Origin of the sequence: Kitasatospora sp. NPDC008115 (assembly GCF_042957205.1) — a bacterium.
Classification (GTDB): Bacteria; Actinomycetota; Actinomycetes; order Streptomycetales; family Streptomycetaceae; genus Kitasatospora.
The window spans coordinates 1-5086 of sequence record NZ_JBIBHU010000069.1; the positions used below are offsets into that span (position 1 = coordinate 1).

Below are 5086 nucleotides of genomic sequence, written 5' to 3' on the forward strand. Positions count from 1 at the left end.
GCGTCGGCGCAGGCGTGGATGTGGTCGCGGAAGACGGTGCTGGTCCGGAACAGGTCGCGGCCCATGCCGACCCACTGCGAGCCCTGACCGGGGAAGACGAACGCGGTCTTTCCCCGTCCCTGCACCCGCTGGCTGACAGGACCGGTCACCAGGTGGGGTGAGGGCCGGCCTTCCTTCAACGCGGCGAGTGCGTCGAGCAGGTCGGTGCGGTCGTGGGCGATGACGGCGGCGCGGTGCTCGAACGCGGTGCGGGTGGTGGCCAGGGCATGGGCGATGTCACGGACGTCCACCTCGGGGCGATCGGCGGCGAAGGTGTGCAGTCGGTCCGCCTGGTCGGCCAGCGCGCCGGCGGACTTGCCGGACAGCAGCCAGACACTCGGACCGTCGGAGGAGGTGTCCGTCGGCGTGACGGGGTCAGCGCTCGCCGATTCCGGCTCTGGTGCAGGGGGTTGTTCGAGGATGACGTGGGCGTTGGTGCCGCTGATGCCGAAGGAGGAGACGGCGGCCCGGCGGGGGTGGTCGGTGACCGGCCAGGGGGTCTGCTCGGTCAACAGGCTGATGTTGCCGGTGGTCCAGTCGACGTGCGGGGTCGGCTCGTCGATGTGAAGGGACTGCGGCAGGGTGCCGTGCTGCATGGCGAGGATCATCTTGATGACGCTGGCGACACCCGCTGCGGCCTGGGTGTGGCCGATGTTCGACTTGATCGAGCCGAGGTGCAGCGGCTGGTCGGCAGGGCGATCCTGGCCGTAGGTGGCCAGGAGCGCCTGGGCCTCGATCGGGTCGCCGAGCCGGGTCCCGGTGCCGTGCGCCTCGACAGCGTCCACCTGATCAGTAGTCAGACCGGCGCTCGCCAGGGCCTGACGGATCACCCGCTCCTGCGAAGGGCCGTTCGGGGCGCTGAGCTGGCTGCTGGTGCCGTCCTGGTTGACCGCGCTGCCGCGCACCAGCGCCAGCACCGTGTGCCCGTTGCGCTGGGCGTCCGACAACCGCTCCAGCATGACCAGGCCGACACCCTCGGCCCAGCCGGCGCCGTCGGCGGCCGCCGCGAAGGGCTTGCAGCGGCCGTCGGGGGAGAGGCCGCGCTGGCGGCTGAACTCGATGAAGGTGTTCGGGGTGGCCATGAGAGTGGCGCCGCCGGCGAGGGCGAGATCGCACTCGTTGTTGCGCAGGGCCTGGGCGGCGAGGTGGAGGGCGACCAGCGAGGAGGAGCAGGCGGTGTCCACCGTTACAGCCGGGCCTTCGAGACCCAGGGTGTAGGAGATGCGGCCGGAGGCGATGCTGCCGGCGCTGCCCAGACCGAGGTAGCCCTCCAGGTCCTTGGGCTTCTCCGGGAAGCGGGCGGCGTAGTCGTTGTACATGACGCCGGCGAAGACGCCGGTGCGGCTTCCGCGCAGGGTGGACGGGTCGATGCCCGCGCGTTCGGTCGCCTCCCAGGCGCACTCCAGCAGCAGGCGCTGCTGCGGGTCGATGGTCAGCGCCTCACGCGGGCTGATCCCGAAGAACTCCGCGTCGAACCCGTCCGCCTCGGACAGGAAACCGCCATGGCGCGAGTACGTCTTGTGCGCCGCGTCCGGATCGGGGTCGTACAGCGCCTCGGTGTCCCACCCGCGCTCCTCCGGGAAACCGGAAATCGCATCCGTGCCCCCCAGAACAAGACCCCACAATTCCTCGGGCGACCGAACACCACCGGGGAAACGGCACCCTATTCCCACCACCGCAATAGGTTCGCGCTGGTCCGCCTCCAGCTTGCTCAGGCGTCGGCGCGCTCGTTGCAGCTCGGACGTGGCGATCTTGAGGTAATCGCGGAGCTTCTCTTCGTTCCCCATGGCGTGTTATTCCTCTGATGCTAGTTTCGCGGACGTTGTCAGGAGAGGCCGAGCTCGTTATCGATCATGGAGAAGATTTCCTCGTCGGAAGAGGAGCTGATCTCCTGGGTGGCGAGGATGCTTTCCGGGTCCTCTCCCAATTTGATGAGGAACCTTTGCAGCTGCGACACGATTCGCGTCCGCGCTTCAGCGTGCAGGGTGGGGGCCAGGGAATCCACGTCAATCTTGTCGAGTGCGGCAAAGACGTCTGACGGATTTACCGATTCATCCGTGACCAGCTGCGTTCGCAGGTAGTGCGCGAGTGTGGTGGGGGTGGGGTGGTCGAGTATTGCGGTGGTGGGGAGGCGCAGGCCGGTGGCAACGCCGAGTTTGTTGCGGAGTTCGACGGCGGTGAGGGAGTCGAGTCCCATGTCGAAGAAGCCGCGGTGCTCGTCGATTCCGTTGGGGTTGGTGTGGCCGAGGGCGGTGGCCACGTGGTCGCGGACGAGGCCGAGGAGGAACTGTTCCTGTTCGGTCTCGGTGAGCGGTGTGAGCGTGTGGGTCAGCGACTGTCCGGCGTTGCCGTTGCCGTTGCCGTTGTTCGCGGTGGCGGGCCGGGTGGCCGTCACGAGGGTGCGGTAGATGGGCGGGAGGTCGGGGTTGTTGCGGAGGGCGGTGGTGTTGAGTCGGGCGGTGAGGTAGTGGGGTTGGGGGGTGGTGAGGGTGTGGTCGAAGAGTGCGAGGGCGTCGGTGGTGGTGAGGGGTGCGATGCCGGTGCGGTTGATGCGGGCGTGGTCGTTGGTGTTGAGGTGGCCGGTCAGACTGCTCGACTGCTCCCAGAGTCCCCAGGCGAGGGAGGTGGCGGGTAGGCCGAGTGCTTGGCGGTGGTGGGCGAGGGCGTCGAGGAAGGTGTTGGCGGCGGCGTAGTTGGCCTGGCCGGGGTTGCCGAGGGTTCCGGCGGCGGAGGAGTAGAGGATGAAGGCGGCGAGGTCGAGGTGCCGGGTCTGGTGGTGGAGGTTCCAGGCGGCGTCGGCCTTCGGCAGCAGGACGGTGTCGAGTTGTTCGGGGGTGAGGTTCTCCACCGTTGCGTCGGCCAGGGCACCCGCCGTGTGGATGACGGCGGTGAGGGGGTGCTCGGCCGGGATGTCGGCGAGGAGGGTGGTGAGTTGGTCGGGGTCGGCGGTGTCGCAGGCGGTGATGGTGATGTGGGCGCCGAGGTCGGTGAGTTCCTTGCGCAGTTGGTCGGCGCCTTCGGCGTTGGGGCCGCTGCGGCTGGTGAGGAGCAGACGGTTCTGTCCCTGGGTGACCAGGTGGTGGGCGAGGAGGCTGCCGAGGGTGCCGGTGCCGCCGGTGATGAGGACGGTGCCGTCGGGGTCGAAGGCTGCCGGGGTCGTGCTTGCCGGCGAGTTGCTGGTGGTGGTGCGGGTGAGGCGGGGCGCGTGGATGGTGTTGTTGCGGATGGCGAGTTGGGGTTCGTTGGTGGCCAGGGCGGTGTGGAGGGTGTCGGGGTTGGTCTGGGGGGTGTCGAGGTCGATGAGGGTGAAACGCTCGGGGTTTTCGCTCTGGGCGGTGCGGATGAGGCCCCAGAGGGGTGAGGCGGTGAGGTCGTGGACGTCTTCGTCGGGGTGGGTGGCGATGGCGTTGCGGGTGCAGATGGCGAGGCGGGTGGTGGTGAGGCGGTCGTCGAGCAGCCACTGCTGGATCAGGGTGAGCAGGTGGCGGGTTGCCTGGTGGAGTTCTTCGACGGTGGCCAGGGGCTGGAAGGCGCAGGGCAGCAGGACGGTCGCGGGTGTGTCGGTGTCGAGGGCTTCGGTGAGTGCGGTGATGCTGTCGTAGCGGGGGATCTGGTCGCCGGACGTGATGGTCTCGCCGTCGGCGAGGGGGAAGTGTGCGGTGTCCAGCCAGGCCCAGTTCGCGTCCGTTCCGGAGGTGGACGGGGTGAGGGGTGTCCACTCGATGTGGAAGAGGCTGTCGCGTAGGGGCTTGGCGCTGTCGGCGAGTTGCTCGGCCGGCAGGGGGCGGAGCGTCAGCGCATCGATCGACGCCACGGGTGTTCCGTTGGCGTCGGCTGCGGTGATGGCGAAGGTGTTCTCGCCTGTGGTGGTGAAGCGGACGCGGAGGGAGGAGGCTCCGACGGCGTGCAGGCGCACTCCGGACCAGGAGAACGGGACGGCGACGGTGTCTCCGGGGGTCTCCAGGTTCTGCAGGGCGATGGCGTGGAGTGCGGCGTCGAGGAGTGCGGGGTGGATGTCGAAGGCGCTGCCGTCGGAGTCGCCGGTGTCGGGGAGGGTGATGTCGGCGTAGGTGTGCTGGTTGTCGCGCCAGGCGGCGGTGAGGCCTTGGAAGGCGGGGCCGTAGGTGTAGCCGTGGTCGGCCAGCAGGGGGTAGGCGTCGCTGACATCCAGAGCCGTGGCGTTGGCGGGTGGCCAGGTGGTCAGGTCGGCTGCCTGGTCGTCGGCGGGGCTGGTGGTGGTGAGGGTGGCGGTGGCGTGGGTGGTCCAGGGGGTGTCGCTGTCGGGGCGGGAGCGGATGGTGAGGGTGCGGTGCTCGTCCTGGGGCGGGGTGAGGGTGGCCTGGAGGTCGAGGGGGGTGTTGTTGAGGAGGAGTGGGGCGTGGAGGGTGAGTTCTTCGAGGTGGGGGTGGCCGGTGTGGTGGCCGGTGTGGAGGGCGAGGTCGACGAAGGCGGTGCCGGGCAGCAGTGGCGTGGTGGTGATGGCGTGGTCGTTCAGCCAGGGGTGGGTGGTCGTGGAGAGGGTGCCGGTGAAGACGCGGCTGCCGTCGGGGAGTTCGAGGTTGGCGGTGAGGAAGGGGTGGTGGGTGGTGTCGAGCCCGAACGCGGAGGCGTCGCCCGAGGTGGTCGGCGTGTGGGTGAGCCAGTAGCGCTGGTGCTGGAAGGCGTAGGTGGGCAGGTCGACAGGGCGTCCCGTTGCCGGTGTGGTGTGGGTGGTCCAGTCGACGAGCGCACCGTGGGTGTGGAGTTGGGCGGCGGAGGTGAGGAATTGGGTCCAGTCGCCTTTGTGGCGGCGGAGGGTGCCGGTGGCGTGGGCGGGGGTGTCGGTGGTGTCGAGGATGTCCTGGATGCTGGTGGTGAGGACGGGGTGGGTGCTGATTTCGATGAGGTGGTGGTGGCCGTCGGTGATGAGGGTGTGGGCGGTGTCGGCGAAGAGGACGGTTTGGCGGAGGTTTCGGTACCAGTAGTGGGTGTCGAGGGTGGTGGTGTCGGTGGTGAGGGTGCCGGTGACGGTGGAGTAGAAGGGGGTGTGGCCGGCCTGGGGGGTGAT

Annotated in this window: 2 protein-coding genes; both read right to left on the reverse strand. The window is 69.1% G+C overall.

Translation table 11 applies throughout. The annotated features are described in order from the left end of the window. Positions 1-1826, reverse strand: a 1826-nt coding sequence (locus ACFZBX_RS36770; protein ID WP_391538171.1) for a type I polyketide synthase, incomplete at its 3' end; no start/stop codon positions are given. Between the two features lie 38 nt (positions 1827-1864). Further along, positions 1865-5086 (reverse strand): SDR family NAD(P)-dependent oxidoreductase (locus ACFZBX_RS36775; RefSeq protein WP_391538172.1); only part of this gene is annotated, 3222 nt, incomplete at its 5' end.